This is a genomic window from Novosphingobium humi (assembly GCF_028607105.1).
GTDB lineage: Bacteria > Pseudomonadota > Alphaproteobacteria > Sphingomonadales > Sphingomonadaceae > Novosphingobium > Novosphingobium humi.
Map to the genome: position 1 here is coordinate 1,188,646 of NZ_CP117417.1, position 19,180 is coordinate 1,207,825.

Below are 19,180 nucleotides of genomic sequence, written 5' to 3' on the forward strand. Positions count from 1 at the left end.
GGCAAAGGGTCTCGGACCCTTTGCAATCCCGTTACTGTCTTTGTCGCGTTCGGTATCGGCCTCGGTTGATCGGCGCGGCGTTTGAAAAATGAAAGCCTGCGGCGCGGAAACCTCAAGGGTTAAAGCGCCGCAGGCTTTTTCATTCACCCTATTGGGATGATGTGGTGGGCTGATCACAACCCCATAAAGGGATTGCAAAGGGCCGAGGCCCTTTGCCCGCCGGAGGCTAAAATCAGCCCTCCATCCAATCCTTAAAGAACGCCTCATTGGCCTTCTTCAGATCCGACACCAGCACGCCCGCCACATCCGCGCCGCCCACGGTGCCCAGACGCACCGCGCCTTCGAGCACGACATCACCCGCAGTGGTCACGACATAGCGCGACTGGTCCTCACCAAAGGCCTGCGCGGTGTTGAGCGTCACGTCGAGTCGCGCGCCGATGCCGCCCGCCATCGCCATTTCGGCCAGGGCCACCAGCAGGCCGCCATCCGAGATGTCATGCACAGCCGTGGCCACGCCATCGGCGATCAACTGGCGCACGGTTTCGCCATTGCGGCGTTCGACGTTCAGGTCCACGGCAGGGGCGGGGCCTTCCTCGCGCCCGGCCACTTCGCGCAGCCAGATCGACTGGCCCAGATGCGAGCCTTCCGGCCCGATCAGCCAGATCGCATCGCCAGCCTTCTTGAACTTCACGGTGGCCATCTTTTCGTGGTTCAGCATCAGGCCAACGCCGCCGATGGCGGGCGTGGGCAGAATGGCGCTGCCGCCGCCGGTGGCCTTCGATTCGTTATAGAGCGAGACGTTGCCCGACACGATGGGATAGTCCAGCGCGCGGCAGGCATCGCCCATGCCTTCGAGGCAGCCCACGATCTGACCCATGATTTCCGGGCGCTGCGGGTTGGCGAAGTTGAGGCAGTTGGTGATCGCCAGCGGCGTTGCGCCCACCGCGCAGATATTGCGCCACGTTTCGGCCACGGCCTGCTTGCCGCCCTCATACGGATCAACGAAGCAATAGCGCGGGGTGCAGTCGGTGCTGATGGCCAGCGCTTTGTCGGTGCCATGTACGCGCACCACGGCCGCATCGCCGCCCGATTTTTGCAGCGTATCGCCGCCGACCTGCGAATCGTATTGCTCGAAAATCCACTTGCGCGAGGCCAGATCGGGGCAACCGATCAGCTTGAGCAGATCCGCGCCGATGTCGGCGCTTTCGGCCACTGCGCCCAGCGGGGCGGGCTTGGGCGTGGGCACATGGGGGCGGTCATAGAGCGGCGCATCATCGGCCAGCGGATCGAGCGGAATGTCGCAGACCACTTCACCGTTGAATTCCAGCACCATATGGCCGGTGTCGGTCACTTCGCCGATCACGGCAAAGTCCAGTTCCCACTTCTTGAAGATCGCCTCGGCCATTGGCTCCTTGCCGGGCTTCAAGACCATGAGCATACGCTCCTGGCTTTCCGAGAGCATCATTTCATAGGGGGTCATGCCCTCTTCGCGGCAGGGAACATTGTTCATGTTCAACCGGATGCCCGCGCCGCCCTTGCTGGCCATTTCGACCGAGGAGGAGGTCAGGCCCGCCGCGCCCATGTCCTGAATGGCGACGATGGCGTCGGTGGCCATCAGTTCGAGGCAGGCCTCGATCAGCAGCTTTTCGGTGAAGGGGTCACCCACCTGCACGGTCGGGCGCTTTTCTTCCGACTTTTCGTCAAAGTCGGCGCTGGCCATGGTGGCGCCATGGATGCCGTCGCGGCCGGTCTTGGAGCCCACATAGACGATCGGGTTGCCCAGACCTGTGGCGGCGCAATAGAAAATCTTGTCGGTGTCGGCCACGCCCACGGTCATCGCGTTGACCAGAATGTTGCCGTCATAGGCCTTGTGGAAATTGGTTTCGCCGCCAACCGTGGGCACGCCCACGCAATTGCCATAGCCGCCGATCCCGGCCACCACGCCCTGCACCAGATGCTTCATCTTGGGATGATCAGGGCGGCCAAAGCGCAGCGCGTTCATGTTCGCCACCGGGCGGGCGCCCATGGTGAACACGTCGCGCAGAATGCCGCCTACGCCGGTCGCGGCGCCCTGATAGGGTTCGATATAGCTGGGGTGGTTGTGCGATTCCATCTTGAAGATGGCGGCCTGACCATCGCCAATGTCGATCACACCGGCGTTTTCGCCGGGGCCGCAGATGACCCAGGGCGCCTCGGTCGGCAGCTTTTTCAGGTGGATGCGGCTCGACTTGTACGAGCAGTGCTCCGACCACATGACCGAGAAAATGCCCAGTTCGACAAGGTTCGGTTCGCGTCCGAGCGCGTGGAGAACCTTGTCATATTCCTCCGGGCTAAGCCCGTGGGCGGCGACAACTTCGGGGGTGATCGTGCTGGCGGCGTTTGTCATGGCCGCGCCCTTAGCGCCATGGCAGGCAGATTTCCAGAGCGTATCGGTCGCACATGAACGTGTATAGTTGCACGATGCCCTTGGGGGAGCCTTGACCAGCCCGTGCAATTGGGGCCATGGCAATGTGCATGAGCCAAGAAATTGCAAGTTCGCCCGAGCTTTCCGGTCTTAGTTTCGAGGACGCCCTGCGCGCATTGGAAGATGTCGTGCGGCGGCTGGAGGGCGGCGAAGTGCCGCTTGATGAATCAATCACTTTGTATGAGCGCGGCGAATCGCTGCGCAAGGCCTGTCAGGCCCGGCTGGATTCGGCGCAGGCGCGCATCGAGCGCATCGTGGCCGGACCCGATGGCGCGCCCGCCGGTCTGCGCCCGCTCGACGAACAATAAGGGGAAGGGGCAAGCCATGGCTGTTGTGACCGATAATCTGTTGGCTCAGGGGCTGAAAAGCATCCAGGCCGATATTGACGCTGCTTTCGATTCGCTGCTGCCGGTTCCTGAGGACCCGCGCGCGCGCCTGTTCGAGGCGATGCGCTATGCCGTAATCGGCGGGGGCAAGCGGGTGCGGCCCTTGCTGGTGGCGGCGGTGGCCGAGATGTATGGGGTGGACCGGAATGCGGCGGTGCGTGTGGGGGCGGCCATCGAATCGGTTCATGTCTATTCGCTGATCCACGATGATCTGCCGTGTATGGACAATGACGCGCTGCGCCATGGCAAGCCCACGCTGCATCTGGCCTTTGACGAGGCGACGGCGGTGCTGGCGGGCGATGCGCTGCAGTGTTTTGCCTTTGAACTGCTGGCCGATGTGGCCACCAGCGGCGATCCCTTTGTGCGGGTCGAACTGGTGACGACGCTGGCCACGGCCAGCGGCCACAACGGCATGGCGGGCGGCCAGATGATGGATATCGCCGCCGAAACCGCCAGCTTCGATCTGGCCACGGTCACGCGGCTGCAGCAGCTCAAGACCGGGGCCCTGCTGGGCGCGGCGGTCGAACTGGGCGCGATTCTGGGCAAGGTGCCGCCCGAAGGCCGTCGCCATCTGCGCGCCTATGCCCGCGATATCGGCCTTGCGTTCCAGATCGTGGACGATCTGCTGGATCATGAGGGTGATGCAGCGTTGGCTGGCAAGGCTTTGCGCAAGGACGCCGAGGCGGGCAAGGAAACCTTCGTCTCGCTGCTGGGCGCCGAGCGCGCGCGCGAACAGGCGCGGCTGCTGATCGATCAGGCCATTGCCCATCTGGCAAGCCATGGTCCCGAGGCCGACCTGCTGCGCGCACTGGCCCGTTTTATCGTTGAGCGTGATCGTTAATAGGCTGGACCGGTTGCTTCTCCGGCTTTACGCATAAGGCAATCTTAGGCCGGGGGAGCGCAGGGGTCAGGCATGGCAAATATACTTGATGGCGTCACCGAGCGGGTCGGCGTCTATCCCGGCACGTTCGATCCGATCACGCTGGGCCATGCCGACATCATCCGGCGCGGGGCAAAGCTGGTGGATCGGCTGATTATCGGCGTGACCACCAATCCCTCGAAAAACCCTTTGTTCGCCCCCGAAGAGCGGATGGCCATGGTCACGCGCGAAGTGGCGGATATGGGTCTGGATAATGTCAGCGTGGTGGGCTTCAATGCGTTGCTGATGAAATTTGCCGAGAGGCAGGGGGCCAGCGTGATCCTGCGCGGCCTGCGCGCGGTGGCCGATTTCGAATATGAATATCAGATGGCGGGCATGAACCAGCAGTTGAACGCCGGGATCGAGACGGTGTTTCTGATGGCCGATGTCTCGTTGCAGCCCATCGCCAGCAAACTGGTCAAGGAAATCGCGCTGTTCGGCGGCGAAATCGCCAAATTCGTCAGCCCCGCCGTGCGCGCCGATGTCATGGCGCGTATTGATAAAGTCGGGCGAATGGGAGACGATGGATGAGCCGTGCCGAATTTTCGGTGACTGGTTCATTGCCACGACAGCCTTGGCGGTCTATCGCCGCCGCAATTGGTCCCAAGCCGGGCCTTGGGTGCCATACTTGCAAGAGAGCCGCATGAAACGTCCTGATTTCGCCAAAACCGCGCTTGCTGTGCTGCTGGGCGCGGCGATGCTGTCCACCGGGGCCTGCGCCCGCCATCAAGACAAGACGCCCAAGCTGGCCAATCTGAAGGCTGAGGCGGCGCTGCCTGCGGCGAACCTGTCGGCCAAGGTCGATCAGGACATCTCGCATGATCCCGACAATGTGCTGCTGCTCGATCTGTCGAACGGCGGCCGGGTGGCGATCCGTCTGATGCCGAAATGGGCGCCTCATCATGTTGAGCGTATCAAGACACTGACCCGGCAGGGTTTTTATGACGGCATCATCTTTCACCGCGTGATCGAAGGCTTTATGGCCCAGACGGGCGACCCGACGGGCACGGGCGCGGGCGGATCGAAGCTGCCGGACCTCAAGGCCGAATTCAATTCGATCCCGCATGTGCGCGGCTCGGTGTCGATGGCGCGCACCAATGAGCCGGACACCGCCAACAGCCAGTTCTTTATCGTGTTTTATCCGCGCTTTGCGCTGGACAAGCGCTATACGAACTTTGGCCGCGTGATTGCGGGCATGGATATCGTCGATGCCATCGTGCGCGGCGAGCCGCCCAGCAACCCGACCAAGATCCTGCAGGCCTCGATTGCATCGGACAACAAGCCGCGCCCGGTGATCACCGCGCCGACGGCTGCGCCCAAGATCAGCATTGATCAGTTGAACAACTCGCGTTCGAACTGAGGCTGTTTTGCGCGTCGATCTGTTCGATTTCGTCCTGCCGCCTGAAAATATCGCGCTGAGGCCCGTGTCTCCGCGCGATTCGGCGCGTATGCTGTTGGCCGGGCCCATCGGCGATTTTGGTGAGCATCGCGTGCGCGACCTGCCGCAATTGCTGCGCGCGGGCGATGTGCTTGTGTTCAACGATACGCGCGTGATCCCGGCCCAGTTGGAGGGCACGCGGGGCGAGGCGCGGATCGGCGCGACGCTGCACAAGCGTATCGACCTTCGCCGTTGGCAGGCCTTTGTCCGCAATGGCAAGCGCCTGCGCGAGGGCGATGTGATCACCTTCCCTGAGCAGGTTGCTGCAACGGCCGAGGCGCGCCATGCGGATGGCAGCTGGACATTGGCCTTCCATGGTGATGAGCCGGTCGAGGTCTTGCTGGAGCGCGCCGGGCGGATGCCCCTGCCGCCCTATATCGCGGGCAAGCGGCCGACCGATGAGGCCGACAAGCGCGATTATCAGACGATGTTTGCGCAAAAGGACGGCGCGGTGGCCGCTCCCACGGCGGCGCTGCATTTCACCCCCGACCTGATCGCGGGCCTTGATGCCGCTGGCATTGCGCGCGAATTTCTCACGCTCCATGTTGGCGCGGGCACGTTCCTGCCGGTCAAGGCCGATGACACCACCGACCATCAGATGCACGCCGAATGGGGCACGATCAGCCCCGAGGCCGCCGAGCGCCTGAACGCCGCGCGCCGCGCCGGGGGGCGGGTGATCGCGGTGGGCACGACCTCGTTGCGCCTGCTCGAATCGGCTTGCGGAGAGGATGGGGTGATCCGGCCTTTCAGCGGGGACACGTCGATCTTCATCACACCGGGCTATCGCTTCCGCGCGATTGACGGGCTGATGACCAATTTCCACCTGCCCAAATCCACCCTCTTCATGCTGGTTTCGGCGCTGATGGGGCTGGATCGGATGCAGGCGGTTTATGCCCATGCCATCGCCACGGGCTATCGGTTCTATTCCTATGGCGATTCCAGCCTGCTTCTGCCGCGGGGCTAGAGCGGGGGGACGAATTGCGGCTTGCCTTGGTGCGCCGCCTCGGCCAGTTTCGCGTCCGGATCGTTGAAAGACCGAACGGATAGGAACGCGGATATGAAAAAGACAATCGGGATCGCAAGCCTGCTGGCCATGATCGCCTCACCCGCTCTGGCGCAGGCGCCGACGGTCGATGAAGCGTCGCAAAAGCTGGCCGAATGCGTGACCACCAAGGCCACCGCCGAGGACAAAACCGCCCTGTCCAAATGGGCGGCGGTCGAGATCGCCGCGTCATCTCCGGCGGCGGGCGTGGTCACGGTGGATGCCGAAAAGAAGGCGGCGCTCGACAAGGATGTGGCAAAAATCTTCACCCGGCTGGTGGTGATGGATTGCTATGATGTGGCCAAGCCATTGGCCAAGCAGGGCAGCGCGCAGATGTTCCGCGCCGCAGGCGCCGCCTTCTGGCGCTTTGCCATCCGTGAACTTTCGGCCACGCCCGGTGTGGCCAGCGGCATTGTGCGCAGCTATGTTTCGCAGATCAATCAGCAGGATTTCATCCGCCTGATCCAGCAGTAAACCCCTTGGGCAGGGTCAACCCGCGAACCAGCCCCAGACCAGCTTGGCGGTCAGCGACAGGCTGACCGTCACAAGCAGCGGGCGGATGAATTTCGCGCCCAGCCTTGTGGCCATATGTGATCCCGCCCAGGCCCCGGTCATCGAGCCGAGCGCCATGCACAGGCCCAGCGCCACCCAAATCTGCCCTCCTAACGCAAACACCGTCAGCGAGGCCAGATTGCTGGTCAGGTTGAACAATTTGGTCAGGCCGGTGGCCCGCGTCAGGCCAAAACCGCGCAGCGAAACCAGCGTGACGGCAAAGAACTGGCCCGTGCCGGGGCCAAAGAAGCCGTCGTAAAAGCCGATACCTCCGGCGATGGGCAGATAGGCTTTCTCGGTGATCTTCGCCTCGCCTTCGTGGTCATGCATCTTGGGGCTGAGCAGCGTGTAGGCCGCCATGACGATCAGCAGAACCGGGACCAGCAGTTTGAGCAGGCCCGGACTGATCCGCTGAACCGCCCAGGCCCCAAGCGCGGCCCCCGCCAGCACGAAAAGCACCGCAGGCAGATTGGGCCGCAGTTGAAACAGGCCTGCCCGGTGATAGCGCCATGTCGCCAGAGCCGTGCCGCTGCAGGATTGCAGCTTGTTCGTGCCCAGCACCATCGCCGGGGGCAGGCCCGCATAGATCAGCGCGGGCACCGTAATCAGCCCGCCGCCCCCCGCCACCGCATCGACAAAACCCGCCAGCGCCGCCACCCCGGTCAGCGCAGGATACATCGGGTCGATGGTCACTTGGCGGCCTCGCGGGCGAGGGTGGTGTTCAAACGGTCCTCGAACCGGGCGACGGTGGCGGCGCAGGCCCCCTTGTCCTCCCAATTCACACTGCCGGGCGCGCGCATCGCGGCGGCCACCTTGTCATCGGTCTGGCCGTGTTCGGGATGGCCCGTGATCAGATAGTCGCAGGCAAAGGCCCGCGCCTTGGCAAAAGACTGGCGGAAGGAGGCGACCACGGCGGCATGTTCGGACGCGGAAAAACGATAGGTGTCGGCCGCTGTGGCGCTCAGGCTGGCCATGAAGACCATGGCGCGGCATTCGGGTTTTGCCCCTGCTTTGGGCGCGCAGGACCGCCATGTCCAACTGGTAGATCCGGCGGTATGGCCGGGGGTGAACCGCGCGGTGATCACGGTGTCGCCCAGCTTGATCTGGCCGCCGTCGCGGATCGCGCGCAGGCGCGTGGGGGCCGGAAACGGCTTGAGATCGCCATTTTGCGGGTCCTCGACCCCGGTTTGCCCCTTGCGCAGCGCGGCCACCGTATAGGGGCTGGCGATTACGGTCGCGCCCGTATCGCGCGCCAGCGCCGCCACGCCGCCCGCATGGTCGAAATGCGCCTCGGTGACGAGGATGTAGCGCACATCCGAGGGCTTGTGGCCAAGGCTGCGGATCTGGGCTTTCAACTGCGGCTCGAATTGCGGCAGACCCGCGTCGATCACCACCAGCCCCGCGCCCGTGTCGATCACCGCCGTGTTGAGATGGACCGAGCCTGTCATCCACACTTTGCCATAGATGGGGATCGGGGCGCGCGGCTGCATCCAGCGGTCGGTATAGCTGGTGGTGATCGGGCGGGTCAGCGGATCATCCTTGGCCGAAGCGGGGGCGGCCAAAGCGGGGGGGGCCAGAAGGGCGAGAAGCAGGGCGGCTTGTTTCATGCGGGTCACGCTAGCGGCGGGGCGCGCCCGCGTCCAGATTGCGGGCCAATTGCAGGCCTTCGCTTTTCGGCGTAAGGCGCGGCCCCATGACCCGTTTTCAATTCAACATCCACGCGCGCGACGGCAAGGCGCGCACCGGCACCATCCAGATGCAGCGCGGCGAAATCCGCACGCCAGCCTTCATGCCCGTGGGCACGGCGGCGACAGTCAAGGCGATGAAGCCGGAAACGGTGCGCTCGATCGGGGCCGACATCATTCTGGGCAACACCTATCACCTGATGCTGCGCCCCGGCGCAGAGCGGGTGGCGCGGCTGGGCGGTTTGCACAAATTCATGAACTGGGACCGCCCGATCCTGACCGACAGTGGCGGTTATCAGGTGATGAGCCTGTCGGATCTGCGCAAGATCACCGAGGAGGGCGTGACCTTTGCCAGCCACATCGATGGTTCGCGCCACAATCTGACGCCCGAACGCAGCATGGAAATCCAGCGCCTGCTGGGCAGCGACATCGTCATGGCGTTTGACGAATGCCCCCGCGCCGATCAGCCCAAGGAGGTGATCGAGCGCTCGATGCTGATGTCGATGCGCTGGGCGAAGCGCAGCCGCGAGGGCTTCGATTCGGGTGAGGAGCATGCCGCGCGCTCGGCGCTGTTCGGCATCCAGCAGGGCGGGCTGAACCTGGATCTGCGCTCGATTTCTGCGGGCAAATTGCAGGAGATCGGTTTCGACGGCTATGCCATCGGCGGGCTGGCCGTGGGCGAGGGGCAGGAGGCGATGTTCGCCACGCTGGATTTCGCACCGGGCCAATTGCCTGATGACAAGCCGCGTTACCTGATGGGCGTGGGTAAGCCGGACGATCTGGTGGGGGCGGTCGAGCGCGGGGTCGATATGTTCGACTGCGTGCTGCCGAGCCGCTCGGGCCGCAATGGGCAGGCCTTTACGTGGAGCGGGCCGCTGAATATCCGCAACGCGAAACACGCCGAGGATACCGGGCCGATTGACGAGGATTGCACCTGCTCGGTCTGCGCGACCTACAGCCGGGCCTACCTGCACCATCTGAACAAGGCGGGCGAGATTTTGGGCGCGATGCTGATGACCGAGCATAATCTGGCCTTTTATCAGCAATTGATGGCGGGTATGCGCGCCGCGATTGCCGAGGGACGATTTGCCGCCTTTGCCTCGGCATTTCGCGCGCGATATTTCGCGCGATAAAGGTCTGATGGCGAATTTCTTGACCTGATGGCAAAACAGGCGCTCTATTCACCCATGGCCTGATCGGGGGATTTGCCATGGGTGAGACAAGCGGCGACTTTCTGATCCGTTATCTTCAGAAAAGGCAAAGTCTGGACGAGGATGCCCTGCGCATGGCCTTGGCGCAGGATGTCCACATCAAGCAATGGTCCTATGGCTGGCTGAACAAGGTCTTCTTTGTTCTAGCCATGCTGCTTTCCGTGGCGGTGATGGTCTGGCCCCTGTTGGCGGTGACGATCAATGCGCGCGGGGTGGATGCCGCCGTGGCCCAGACCGTGGTGACCGCGCTTGATGGCTTTGCGATCTATTTTTATCAGTTTTACAAGAAGCGGCAGGTTCTGACCGAGAACCTCCTGCGGCGCATCGTGTTTTCCGACATGCCGGTGGCCAGGCTGGCCGATGCGGTGATTGAGGAGATGAGCCGGATCGACCAGGGCTTTGGCTTTCCCGCAGGCAAGAAGGACACGCCGGGAGAAGACCATAGCCCCACCCCTCAAAAGCCCAGATCGCCCAAACCGGGGGCGGTACAGGCCTCATCGCCCCGCGTCAGGCCCGCGCCGCGCAAAATGGTCCCTGTCCGCGAAACTCTCCCCGATCCGCAGCCCTGATTAGCCTGCCGTCGCGACGACCTGCCCGTCGGGCATCAGCACTTCGAGCCGCGTTCCCAGATAGCTGGAGAACTGCCCGCTTTTTTCCGCCATGAATCCCGCGCCGATCTTGAAGGCGAAGCGCTGCGCCGTGGCGAGATCGGGATACCATTTGCCCACGCGGTGGGCGGTGACATAACGATAGAGCTTGTTCATGACATCGATACGATTCTGATTTGCATTGGTTCCGTTCATCGCGGTGAAATGACGGACCAAGGCGACGATCTGATGACAGAAACGAGCCGGAAAAGCTTTGTTGCGAAAAAGAAAAAGGGCGGAAAGCCGAAGCTCTCCACCCTCTGTCTGTTCCGCGAGGAAACGTGAATTAGCGCGAATAGAATTCGACGACCAGATTCGGTTCCATCTTCACCGGATAGGGCACTTCGTCGAGCGTCGGAACGCGCACGAAGGTCACCTTGTCGGCGTCCTGCGACACATAGTCGGGCACTTCGCGCTCGGGCAGAGCCTGGGCTTCAGCGATGAGGGCCATTTCCTTGGCCTTCTTGCCGAGGCTGATCACGTCGCCGGGGCGAACGCGACGCGAGGCGATGTTGCACTTCACGCCGTTCACATAGATGTGACCGTGCGAAACGACCTGACGGGCCGAGAAGATGGTGGGGGCGAACTTCGAGCGATAGACCACCGCGTCCAGACGCTGTTCGAGCAGGCCGATCAGGTTCTGACCGGTGTCGCCCTTCATGCGCGAGGCTTCCTGATAGGTGCGCTTGAACTGCTTTTCGGTGATGTCGCCATAGTAGCCCTTGAGCTTCTGCTTGGCGCGCAGCTGGATACCGAAGTCTGAGATCTTGCTCTTGCGGCGCTGGCCGTGCTGGCCGGGGCCATACGAGCGACGGTTCACCGACGACTTGGGACGGCCCCAGATGTTTTCGCCAAGGCGGCGGTCAATCTTGTACTTCGAGGCGTGACGCTTCGACATAGTCTTCCTTACATTTGCTTCATGGCGCAGGGCGGAATGCCTCGTGCCTTCTGTTGCCGACCGTGATGATCGACAGGTTCCGGCGCGCACCCTGATGCGATTTTGGCATCAGGCGGCCACTGCTTCACCGGACATGCAGGGCCAATGGAATACGGCGCCGGGTGGGCGCCATCCTTGTGAAGGGGCGCCCTTGGCGGGAATGACGGATTTTGTCAATCCCCCGTGTTGCCGGATTCGTCTTCGGCTTTGGCAACGGGCCTGGCGCGGGGCGGCGGCGGCACGCCCGGTTCGCGCATCAGCGTGGAAAGGACGCCGCGCATCGTGCGGATTTCCAGATGGTTCCACGCCGGTTTGGTCAGCATGTTGCGAAGTGTGCGCCGCGTGGTGTCGGCCCGCGCTTCGGGAAAATAATAGCCGCGCGGGGCCAGCAGGCCCTCGAAATGCGCGATCAGCCCTTCCAGCTCCTCCTGCGGGGCAGGGGGCAGGATCTCCTCAACCGGGGGCTGTTCAAGCGCGACACCCTTGGACCATTCATAGGCGCACAAAATCACCGCCTGCGCCAGATTGAGCGAGCCGAATTCGGGGTTGATCGGCACGGTGATGATCGCGCGGGCCAGCGCCACATCGTCCGTTTCCAAACCCGAGCGTTCGGGGCCGAAAATGATTGCGCTGCGCCCCGGCTGGGCGTGGATTTCGCGCGTGGCGGCCTCGGGCGTCAGCACCGGCTTGGTCACGCCGCGCTTGCGCACCGTCGTGGCATAGACATGCGGGCAATCGGCCACCGCCTCGGCCAGTGTTTCAAACACCTTGGCCTGTTCCAGCACTATGTCGGCGCCAGCGGCCGCGGGGCCCGCGCTGGGGTTGGGCCAGCCATCGCGGGGGCTGACCAGCCGCATTTCGACAAGGCCGAAATTGAGCATGGCGCGCGCCGCCTTGCCGATATTCTCGCCCAGTTGCGGGCGGACGAGGACGATAACAGGTTTCATTTCTTATGCCCCGCATCGCGCACGTTGCCGGCAAATTCCTCGAAATCGCGCGCCTCGGAAAAGTCGCGATAGACGCTGGCAAAGCGGATATAGGCTACGCTGTCCAATGCGCGCAGCCCTTCCATCACCATTTCGCCAATCGCCTTGGACGGCACTTCGCTGTCGCCCAGCGTTTCGATCTGGCGCTGGATGCCCGAAACGAGCTGGTCCAGACGCTCCTGCGCAATGCCCCGCTTGCGGCATGCCAGCGCGACCGACTGCTCGATCTTTGAACGGTCGAACGGCTCGCGCTGGTCATTGCTTTTCACCACGGTGATTTCGCGCAATTGCACCCGTTCAAACGTGGTGAAACGCGCGCCGCAGCCCTCGCACTGTCGGCGCCGACGGATGGACGTATTGTCCTCCGTCGGGCGCGAATCTTTCACCTGCGTATTGTCACAGGCGCAGAACGGACAGCGCAAGGATCAGTAGCCCAGCTTGGGATAGATCGGGAAGCGGGCGCACATTTCGGCGACTTCGGCGGCCACGCGGGCTTCGACCTGCGCATCGCCCTCGGGGCCGTTTTTGCGAAGGCCGTCAACCACTTGCGCGATCCACTTGCCGATCTGGGTGAACTCTTCCTCACGGAAACCACGCGTGGTCCCGGCGGGCGTGCCCAGACGGATGCCGCTGGTCAGCAAGGGCTTTTCATCGTCGAAGGGGATCGAGTTCTTGTTGCAGGTGATGCTGGCGCGGTCCAAAGCCTTTTCCGCATGCTTGCCCTTGGCGCCATAGGGGCGCAGGTCGACCAGCATCAGGTGGTTGTCGGTGCCGCCCGACACGATGCCCAGACCTTCGGCCTGAAGCGATGCGGCCAGCGCCTTGGCGTTCGCCTTGATCTGGGCCGCATAGGCCTTGAACGAAGGCTGGAGCGCCTCACCAAAAGCAACCGCCTTGGCCGCGATGATGTGCATCAGCGGGCCGCCCTGAAGGCCGGGGAAGATCGCCGAGTTCAGCTTCTTGGCAATGGCTTCGTCGTTCGAGAGGATGATGCCCGAACGCGGGCCACGCAGGCTCTTGTGCGTGGTGGTGGTGGTCACATGGGCGAAAGGCACCGGCGAGGGATGTGCGCCGCCCGCGACCAGACCCGAAATGTGGCTCATGTCGGCCAGCAGATAAGCGCCGACCTCATCGGCAATCGCGCGGAAACCGGCCCAGTCCCATTCACGCGAATAGGCCGTGCCGCCGCAGACGATCAGCTTGGGCTTGCATTCGCGGGCGATGCGGGCCACCTCGTCCATGTCGATGAGCTGGTTGTCCTCGCGCACGCCATAGGGCACCACGTTGAACCACTTGCCGCTCATGTTCACGGGGCTGCCGTGGGTGAGGTGGCCGCCCGAGTTCAGGTCCAGACCCATGAACGTGTCGCCCGGCGTCAACAGCGCGAGGAACACGGCCTGGTTCATCTGGCTGCCCGAATTGGGCTGCACATTGGCGAAAGCGGCGCCGAACAATTCCTTGGCGCGATCGATGGCGATCTGCTCGATCTCATCCACATATTCGCAGCCGCCATAATAGCGACGGCCCGGATAGCCTTCGGCATACTTGTTGGTCAGGATCGAACCGGCGGCTTCAAGCACCGCGGTCGAGCAGATGTTTTCCGATGCGATCAGCTCGATCTTGTCCTGCTGACGGCCCAGTTCCTTGTTGATCCAGCCAGCGATCACGGGATCGCGATCAGACAGCGTGCCGGTGAAGAAATCGTCGGGGCGAATGTCGGTCATGGTGGCTTGTCCTTTTGGGGATCAGAAGGTGGGGTTGGTCAGCTTTTCGACGCGGCCGGTGTGGCGGCCGCCGCCGAATTGCGCGCTCAGGAATGCGGTGAGGCAGGCCTTGGCCATGTCGACGCCGGTCAGGCGCGCGCCCATGGCGATGGCATTGGCATTGTTATGCTCGCGTGCCAGCGCGGCCGAGAGCGGTTCGCCCACCAGCGCGCAGCGCAGCGCGGGGTGGCGGTTGACGGCAATGGAAATGCCGATGCCGCTGCCGCACAGGGCCACGCCATATTCCGCTTCGCCCGATGCCACCGCCTCGGCCAGCTTGTAGCCATAGTCGGGATAGTCCACCCGGTCCTCGGTGGCCGGGCCAAGGTCGTTAACCTCATGGCCCTCGTCGCGCAGAAACTGGGCGAGTTCGGCCTTGAGGCCGACGGCGGCATGGTCGGAAGCGATAGCGATTTTCATGGGTCTGGCTCATTCCCGCAGAGTCGTCTTGGCGGCTCCTTAGGCGTCAAAGCGCGCCATGGCCACCCCCAACGGGGGGCAAAAGCGGCAGTTTTGCTATGGCCGTGGCCCGTTTGCGCCATGGCGGCATGTTTGGCGCCGCCATCCATCACATTTCAACGAAAAAGGGCGCGATTCCCAATAGAATCGCGCCCTTTTGCATCAAGATTTCCGCAATTATTGGTCGAGGAACGACCGCATCTTGCGTGACCGGCTCGGGTGCTTGAGTTTGCGCAGCGCCTTGGCTTCGATCTGGCGGATACGTTCGCGCGTGACCGAGAACTGCTGGCCCACTTCTTCCAAAGTGTGGTCAGTGTTCATGCCGATGCCGAAGCGCATACGCAGCACGCGTTCTTCGCGCGGCGTCAGCGATGCCAGCACGCGGGTGACGGTTTCCTTCAGGTTGGACTGGATCGCGGCATCGACGGGGATGATCGCGTTCTTGTCCTCGATGAAATCGCCCAGATGCGAATCTTCCTCGTCGCCGATCGGCGTTTCAAGGCTGATCGGCTCCTTGGCGATCTTCATCACCTTGCGCACCTTTTCGAGCGGCATGCTCAGGCGCTCGGCCATTTCCTCGGGCGTGGGCTCGCGGCCCTGCTCGTGCAGGAACTGGCGGCTGGTGCGCACCAGCTTGTTGATCGTTTCGATCATATGCACCGGGATACGGATCGTGCGCGCCTGATCCGCGATGGAGCGGGTAATGGCCTGACGGATCCACCAGGTGGCATAGGTGCTGAACTTATAACCGCGGCGATATTCGAACTTGTCCACCGCCTTCATCAGGCCGATGTTGCCTTCCTGAATAAGATCAAGGAATTGCAGGCCCCGGTTCGTGTATTTCTTGGCAATCGAGATCACGAGGCGAAGGTTGGCTTCGACCATTTCCTTCTTGGCGATACGGGCCTCGCGTTCGCCCTTTTGCACCATGTTCACGATGCGGCGGAATTCGGGCAGGCTCATGCCGGTCTGGCTGGCGATGTCCGAAACCTCGGCGCGGATGCGCTCGACCGCATCGCCCTCATTGAGCGCAAAGGCCGCCCACTTCTTGTCCTTGCCCTGCACGCTGGCCAGCCAGTTGTCGTCCAGTTCGCGCCCGACATAGGCCTCAAGGAAGTCCTTGCGGCTGACCTTGTGGCGCTCGGCCAGACGCAGCATCTGGCCGCCCAGCGCGGTCAGGCGGCGGTTGAAGGCGTAGAGATTGTCGACCAGATATTCGATTTTCTGGCCATGGAACTGCACGCTTTCGACCTCGGCGGTCAGGTCTTCGCGCAGCTGCTGATAGGCGCGCTCCTTGTCCGCCGGATAATCATTGCCCACCGCCATGAAGTCGAGGCGCTCGGCCTGCGCCTTTTCAAAGCTGTAGAACAGGTCGGTGATGCGGGCGAACTTCTCAAGCGCTTCGGGCTTGAGCTGCGCTTCCATCTGGGCGAGCGAAAGAGTGTTGTCCTCTTCCTCTTCCTCGACCGGGCGCTTGGCGCGGCGCTCGATGCCGTCCTCATCGTCCTCGTCGGCGGATTCCTCCTCCTCGATGTCCTCTTCCTCCTTGAAGGAAGGGCCGGCGGTGGCTTCGGAAATCTCGCCATCGGCTTCTTCGCCGTCTTCGGACAGGTTTTCCGGCTGCGGCTCTTTCGACAGCATGGCGTCGAGATCGAGGATCTCGCGCAGCTGCATTTCGCCGTTGTTGAGCGCTTCGGACCACTGGATGATGGCGTGGAAGGTGATCGGGCTTTCGCACAGGCCCAGGATCATCGTGTCGCGGCCGGCCTCGATCCGCTTGGCGATGGCGATTTCGCCCTCGCGGCTCAGCAGTTCAACCGCACCCATTTCGCGCAGGTACATGCGCACAGGGTCATCGGTCCGCTCGACCGTTTCCTTCTTCTTTTCAACCGCGGGCCGGTCGGCCAGCATCGCGTCCGAATCTTCGACATCGTCGGCCGCGTTGTCATCCTGCTCGACGGCATCTTCATCGCTTTCCACGATGTTGACGCCCATCTCGCTGATGGCGGCCATGATGTCCTCGATCTGGTCGTTCGAGAACTGGTCCTGAGGCAGCGCCTCGTTCAATTCGTCATAGGTGATGATGCCGCGACGCTTGGCGCGGGCAATCAGCTTCTTGATCGAGGCTTCATTGAGGTCGATCAGGGGAGCGTCGCCGCCTTCGCCCTTGCCGCCGTCCGACATGTCCGCGCCAGAAATCTCTTCGTCCATCCTATACGCCATCTAGAGGTGCGCGGCATCGGGCGATGCCGCCGCAGCATTATCCTGTGCAACCGCCATTTGGCCGAGTCGCGCCTTCAAATCCAGCTCTCTTTTTTCCAAATCGCGCAAACGCGCCAACAATCTCTGCTGTTCTGCCCAACTTTCCTCGGTCACCTCGCCGCTTTCGCGGGTTTGGGCCAGTGCTGCCTCCACCATCGGCTTTTCCGCCAGCACACAGAGCACATCGGACAATTGGGTTTTCGCGCCTTCCCCCGATTCGCAAAGGAAGGCAAATCCCATGCCGGGACGTGCGGTGGTGTCGGGAGGCGTTAAGCCTTTCGCGGCCAAGATGGTGCCGATGGCGGCGCTTTCAAGGGGGGCGCCATCATCGAGCGCATCAAGAAGTGCATCGCATCGCGCATCCTCCTGCGCCAGACGTGCCAGCAGGCCGGCATGGCGGGCGATTTCGCCGGGCATACGGATCAGGCCCGCCAGCACCGCCTCGATCGTGGCCGCACGGAACGGGTTGGCGGGGCGCTGCAACCTTTGCGTGGTTTCCTCGTGGGGCAGGGGCGGGGGCATGTCGCGCCCGAACCGCCCGCCGCGCTGTTGGCGTGCAATGGGCTGGCGCGGTTGCCATGGCGCGCGATTGTCCTCGCGCCGGGGAAAGGCGAAGGCGGAAAAGCGTTCGAGCAATTCGCGGCGATAGAGCGCCTTGATGTCATTGTCGGCAATCGTGTCGACATGGGCCATCAGCCGCGCCTTCAGCCCCGCCTTTTCTTCGGGGCTGTTGGTGGGCGCGGCATCGACTTCATGCGCCCACAGGGTTTCGAGCAGGCTTTGTGCGCTCGCCAGCGCTTCTTCCATCGCGCCGGGGCCGCGCGCCTTGATCAGTTCGTCCGGGTCCTGCCCCTGAGGCATACGCACGATGCGCAAGGAATGGCCGGGGCGCAGCAGGGGCAGGGCGCGCGTTACGGCGCGCATCGCCGCCCTCTGGCCCGCCGCGTCGCCATCGAAACAAAGGATCGGCATCGGCACCATGCGCCAGATCATCTCGATCTGCGTCTCGGTCAGCGCCGTGCCCAGCGGCGCCACCGCATCATGGAAACCGGCGGCGGCCAGCGCGATGACGTCCATATAGCCTTCGACCACGATGATCCGCCCGCTCTGGCGCGAGGCGGGCGAGGCGCGGTGGTGGTTGTAAAGCGTGCGCCCCTTGTCGAACAAAGGCGTGTCGGGGGAGTTCAGATATTTGGGCGCATCGGTCTTATGCGTGGCCAGAATGCGCCCGCCAAAAGCGATCACTCGCCCGCGCGGATCGTGGATGGGCAGCATCAGGCGGCCCCGGAACCGGTCATACGGTTCCTTATCCTCCACCACGATGCGCAGGCCGCCCTCGATCAGCATTGCCTCTGGAAACTGGCCCAGCGCACCTTTCAACGCCTGCCGCCCCTCTGGCGCATAGCCAAAGCCGAATTCGCGGCACACGGCCTGCGAGAACCCGCGCGAGGCCAGATAGGAGCGCGCCTGTCCGCCCTCGGGGCTGGCCAGTTGGTCGACGAAAAATGCCTGCGCCGCACCCATCACATCGTGCAGGCTCTTTTGCTTTTCCGCGCGCTGGGCCTGCCTTGGATCGGGGGCGGGGACTTCCATCCCCGCCTCCTCGGCCAGTTGTTTCACCGCATCCATAAAGGACAGGCCGCGCTGATCGGTCATCCAGCGGATGACATCGCCATGCGCGCCGCAGCCAAAGCAGTGATAGAAGCCCTTTTCATCATTGATGGTAAAGCTGGGCGTCTTTTCGTGGTGAAACGGGCAGCAGGCCTTGAACTCGCGCCCCGCCTTGGTCACGCGCTCGGTGCGGCCGATGATGGCCGACAGCGTGATCCGGCTGCGCAATTCATCAAGGAACTGGGGCGAGAGTGACATTAAGCGAGCGCGGCCTTTACCAGCGCGCTGGCCTTGCCCATGTCGATCTGGGTGCCGTGGCGGGCCTTCAACGCGCCAACAACCTTGCCCATATCCTTGATGCTGGTGGCGCCCACTTCGGCCTTGATTGCCTCAATCGCGGCCTTGACCTCATCCTCGCCCATCTGGGCGGGCAGGAAGTCCTCGATCACTGCAACCTCGGCGGCCTCGGCGGCGGCCAATTCGGGGCGGCCGCCCTGTTCATACATGGCAATCGATTCGCGGCGCTGCTTCACCATCTTTTGCAGCACATCGGTCACGATCACATCGTCATCCGGGATGCTGGATGCGGTGCGCAGTTCGATATCCTTGTCCTTCAGCTTGGCCAGAATGAGGCGGACGGCGGCAAGACGGGGCTTGTCGCCCGATTTCATGGCGGCCACCTGCGCGGCCTTGATCGAATCGCGGATCATTTTTCAGAACTTTCCCGTGGAGTTTTGCGCATTTCGCGGCTTGGCGCATAACCCTAGCGGGATTTTTCCGCTTTTGATAGGTTGACGCGTGCGGGTCATGGGTCTAGC

General features: G+C 63.1%; 20 protein-coding genes. 8 read left to right on the forward strand and 12 right to left on the reverse strand.

The window, feature by feature from the left end:
- Window positions 1–232: 232 nt before the first annotated feature.
- Entirely contained in the window at window positions 233–2,386 is a 2,154-nt protein-coding gene (purL, locus tag PQ457_RS05305; protein WP_273618713.1) for a phosphoribosylformylglycinamidine synthase subunit PurL, read from the reverse strand.
- Window positions 2,387–2,514: 128 nt separating this feature from the next.
- Between purL and PQ457_RS05310 the strand changes: the two genes are divergently transcribed.
- From PQ457_RS05310 to PQ457_RS05335, 6 genes are all read left to right on the forward strand, one after another.
- Window positions 2,515–2,772 (forward strand): exodeoxyribonuclease VII small subunit, encoded by a 258-nt coding sequence (locus PQ457_RS05310; protein ID WP_168602532.1) that lies wholly within the window; start codon window positions 2,515–2,517, stop codon window positions 2,770–2,772.
- Window positions 2,773–2,788: 16 nt separating this feature from the next.
- Complete coding sequence (locus PQ457_RS05315; RefSeq protein ID WP_168602533.1) at window positions 2,789–3,691, forward strand: polyprenyl synthetase family protein; 903 nt, start codon at window positions 2,789–2,791, stop codon at window positions 3,689–3,691.
- A 72-nt stretch (window positions 3,692–3,763) separates the two neighbouring features.
- Window positions 3,764–4,300 (forward strand): pantetheine-phosphate adenylyltransferase, encoded by a 537-nt coding sequence (gene coaD / locus PQ457_RS05320; RefSeq protein WP_273618714.1) that lies wholly within the window; start codon window positions 3,764–3,766, stop codon window positions 4,298–4,300.
- A gap of 112 nt (window positions 4,301–4,412) precedes the next feature.
- Window positions 4,413–5,129, forward strand: a complete 717-nt coding sequence (locus tag PQ457_RS05325) for a peptidylprolyl isomerase (protein WP_273618715.1) — start codon at window positions 4,413–4,415, stop codon at window positions 5,127–5,129.
- Window positions 5,130–5,136: 7 nt separating this feature from the next.
- On the forward strand, window positions 5,137–6,171 hold the full coding sequence (gene queA / locus PQ457_RS05330; protein ID WP_273618716.1) for a tRNA preQ1(34) S-adenosylmethionine ribosyltransferase-isomerase QueA: 1,035 nt from the start codon (window positions 5,137–5,139) through the stop codon (window positions 6,169–6,171).
- A gap of 93 nt (window positions 6,172–6,264) precedes the next feature.
- A complete protein-coding gene (locus PQ457_RS05335) occupies window positions 6,265–6,723 on the forward strand; it encodes a hypothetical protein (protein ID WP_273618717.1) in 459 nt (152 codons plus the stop codon).
- A 15-nt stretch (window positions 6,724–6,738) separates the two neighbouring features.
- Here the strand turns inward: PQ457_RS05335 and PQ457_RS05340 are convergent, their stop codons facing one another.
- Window positions 6,739–7,494: a TSUP family transporter gene (locus PQ457_RS05340; protein WP_273618718.1), complete on the reverse strand. Its 756-nt coding sequence runs from the start codon at window positions 7,492–7,494 to the stop codon at window positions 6,739–6,741.
- A complete protein-coding gene (gene bla / locus PQ457_RS05345; protein WP_273618719.1) occupies window positions 7,491–8,408 on the reverse strand; it encodes a subclass B3 metallo-beta-lactamase in 918 nt (305 codons plus the stop codon). Before bla ends, PQ457_RS05340 begins: the two co-directional genes overlap by 4 nt.
- An 86-nt stretch (window positions 8,409–8,494) precedes the next feature.
- Between bla and tgt the strand changes: the two genes are divergently transcribed.
- Entirely contained in the window at window positions 8,495–9,619 is a 1,125-nt protein-coding gene (tgt, locus tag PQ457_RS05350; RefSeq protein ID WP_273618720.1) for a tRNA guanosine(34) transglycosylase Tgt, read from the forward strand.
- 77 nt (window positions 9,620–9,696) lie between these two features.
- Window positions 9,697–10,266, forward strand: a complete 570-nt coding sequence (locus PQ457_RS05355) for a hypothetical protein (protein WP_273618721.1) — start codon at window positions 9,697–9,699, stop codon at window positions 10,264–10,266.
- Here the strand turns inward: PQ457_RS05355 and PQ457_RS05360 are convergent, their stop codons facing one another.
- The 9 genes from PQ457_RS05360 to PQ457_RS05400 all read right to left on the reverse strand — a co-directional run bounded on the left by PQ457_RS05360 (window position 10,267) and on the right by PQ457_RS05400 (window position 19,072).
- Window positions 10,267–10,461, reverse strand: coding sequence for a hypothetical protein (locus tag PQ457_RS05360; RefSeq protein ID WP_273618722.1), 195 nt, complete (start codon window positions 10,459–10,461; stop codon window positions 10,267–10,269).
- A gap of 169 nt (window positions 10,462–10,630) precedes the next feature.
- Window positions 10,631–11,242 carry a 30S ribosomal protein S4 gene (gene rpsD / locus PQ457_RS05365; RefSeq protein WP_168602541.1) on the reverse strand — a complete coding sequence of 204 codons (612 nt, stop codon included), beginning with the start codon at window positions 11,240–11,242 and terminating at the stop codon, window positions 10,631–10,633.
- Window positions 11,243–11,454: 212 nt separating this feature from the next.
- Complete coding sequence (locus PQ457_RS05370; protein WP_273618723.1) at window positions 11,455–12,228, reverse strand: RNA methyltransferase; 774 nt, start codon at window positions 12,226–12,228, stop codon at window positions 11,455–11,457.
- Entirely contained in the window at window positions 12,225–12,689 is a 465-nt protein-coding gene (nrdR, locus tag PQ457_RS05375) for a transcriptional regulator NrdR (protein WP_168602543.1), read from the reverse strand. Before nrdR ends, PQ457_RS05370 begins: the two co-directional genes overlap by 4 nt.
- Before the next feature lie 3 nt (window positions 12,690–12,692).
- A complete protein-coding gene (gene glyA, locus PQ457_RS05380) occupies window positions 12,693–13,991 on the reverse strand; it encodes a serine hydroxymethyltransferase (protein WP_273618724.1) in 1,299 nt (432 codons plus the stop codon).
- A gap of 21 nt (window positions 13,992–14,012) precedes the next feature.
- On the reverse strand, window positions 14,013–14,450 hold the full coding sequence (gene rpiB, locus PQ457_RS05385) for a ribose 5-phosphate isomerase B (protein WP_273618725.1): 438 nt from the start codon (window positions 14,448–14,450) through the stop codon (window positions 14,013–14,015).
- 216 nt (window positions 14,451–14,666) lie between these two features.
- Complete coding sequence (gene rpoD / locus PQ457_RS05390) at window positions 14,667–16,700, reverse strand: RNA polymerase sigma factor RpoD (RefSeq protein ID WP_273618726.1); 2,034 nt, start codon at window positions 16,698–16,700, stop codon at window positions 14,667–14,669.
- Between the two features lie 12 nt (window positions 16,701–16,712).
- Entirely contained in the window at window positions 16,713–18,620 is a 1,908-nt protein-coding gene (gene dnaG, locus PQ457_RS05395; RefSeq protein ID WP_273618727.1) for a DNA primase, read from the reverse strand.
- Entirely contained in the window at window positions 18,620–19,072 is a 453-nt protein-coding gene (locus tag PQ457_RS05400; protein WP_273618728.1) for a GatB/YqeY domain-containing protein, read from the reverse strand. Before PQ457_RS05400 ends, dnaG begins: the two co-directional genes overlap by 1 nt.
- Window positions 19,073–19,180 lie beyond the last annotated feature (108 nt).